This is a genomic window from Natronococcus sp. JC468 (genome assembly GCF_012163165.1).
Taxonomy (GTDB): domain Archaea; phylum Halobacteriota; class Halobacteria; order Halobacteriales; family Natrialbaceae; genus Natronococcus; species Natronococcus jeotgali.
Window position 1 is genome coordinate 1 of the sequence record NZ_JAAVUO010000090.1, and the last position, 1,998, is coordinate 1,998.

At 50.3% G+C, this 1,998-nt stretch carries 1 pseudogene; it reads left to right on the forward strand.

Annotated elements, in window-relative coordinates:
- Positions 1 to 1,300: 1,300 nt before the first annotated feature.
- Positions 1,301 to 1,903 (forward strand): annotated as a pseudogene (locus tag GWG54_RS20455) (transposase); the annotation flags it as partial.
- Between the last annotated feature and the right edge of the window lie 95 nt (positions 1,904 to 1,998).

Sequence of the window (1,998 nt, forward strand, 5' to 3'; positions counted from 1 at the left end):
TCTAAGATACCGTCATCGATTAAGTTCCGAAGCATCCCGCCGAAGGCTGGCTGGGTGTGAGACATATCCGCTATACGTCGGCGGGATGCACTGACTTTTCCGTAGCTTTGCGTAAGAGCGACCATTCGTAGAGTATGGACAAGGTCCTCCTTCGATGGTGAAGACGTATAACGAGCGAGAGCGCGAAATCGCTCTCGAGAACGTGACGACGATTCGGGAAGCACAGCAGAAGGCCGAATCCACGGCGTGAATACTATTTTTCGATCGTACCCATGATGATTGGTATCATCAACCAAAGAACTACGGCTGCACGTCCCGTAGGATTACAGAGGGTTCATGGGGTTCGTTCAGAACGTGGTCCGCTGGTACAAGCTCAACCACGGTGTCGGGAAGCAGATGGTGGACAATGGCGCCGAACTCATGGTGTGTCCGTACTGTGACGCGGAGACTCCAGTTTTCCAATCCACATATAATTCATCCGGGCTCCCGATCTCGTTCGGTGTTTGTCTCTGGTGTGACGGGATTATCGAATACAGTGGGGCGTCTCTACAACCGCATGAACCGTACGCAACCGCACGAGATCTTCAGACCGAAGATCGCCGCTCAAAGCCATAGTTTGCTCGTTATCCTATAGGATTATATATACTGTTACCGTACTACTCATCCTGGTACAGAGTATTCAGACTCAATTGGTCTTCTAGAACGAGATGTATAGAATCCGGCCAGAGGAACGTTCCCACCATCTGTATCATCGGCCGTGTTCGATGCTGTGACCCTGGGGACCTCATAGAGATCACAGCGTGGAGGAAGCGTGTCACTTGATTGGTCAGTCCTCGCGTAACGGCCCGTCGGAATTCAACCCCTTCGCACCTCGGAGTAAGACTCCTTTCCCCGTCAGTCAGATGGATGTGACTTGATTTTCTTGTTTCCTCAGTACTGCCAGTAGTACTGCCTCTATGTCTTGCAGACGCTTACTCAACCTTGTCAAGCTGCTCAGCAGTAAGTTTGTGTCCTGTTTCCTGACCATGGTCTCTGATCACTTCTGCAGATTTGTCTCCTTCCGTAGTAATTACCTCCGAGAAGTGACACTCTCTGCATACAATACGAACCTTCTCTAGGTGTTGCTTTGAGGCCATTATGGCTAGTCTTGAATAGACGTTTTCTGAGTAGAAGAAGGGCCCGTATGTGAACTGAATAGCTCGACTTATTTTCAAACGAAGTGAAGTTGGCTATATTGAATATCAGTTCTATGACTTCAAGATAACAAAACTGGACTACTGGCTGCTGTTACAATCGTCTCTTGGAAAGCAAGCAGATCCACGATGTGGTCGATGGCCTCTCGCGGAAGTACATCGACGTGGAAGTCGAAGCAGAATTCAAGCGAGGTCAGTACGAGGGAACCCATTCAGTAGACACGAAACGGTTCCGCGTCGTCGGCGTCTTCGGTGCGGACGCCGACGACTATCATCTCTACATCACGAACTTACCGAGAGAGGAGTTCCTGCCGGCAGATCTAGCAACGCTGTATCGGTGTCGATGGGAGGTAGAGACGTTGTTTCGCGAATTGAAGACACAATACGAACTGGACGAATTCGACACAAGCAACCCTGTTGTCGTGGAAATTTTGCTGTACGCGGCGTTGCTATCGCTGCTGGTGAGTCGTGATCTGTTGAATCTGGTCACCGAACAGGCTGACGATGAGCTCGTCTTTCCGCCGGAACGCTGGGCGGCGACCTTTTGGTCGCACGCCCAGCTCATCCTCCACGAACTTGGTGACTACCTTGGCTATTCACCACCGCCACTGTTGGAACGGCTGATCGAAGAGACACAGAAAATCCACAAGCAACGACCGACCTTACAAGAGACGCTCGCTACCGCTACACAACCGAGGTGTGAGGCTTAGCTAAAGACAAATGACCCATATGGAAGAGTATGACGGTGGTATAATCTCAAACAACGAAGTTCTTCCAGTATTTAGCAACAAGTAATATTCAGCCG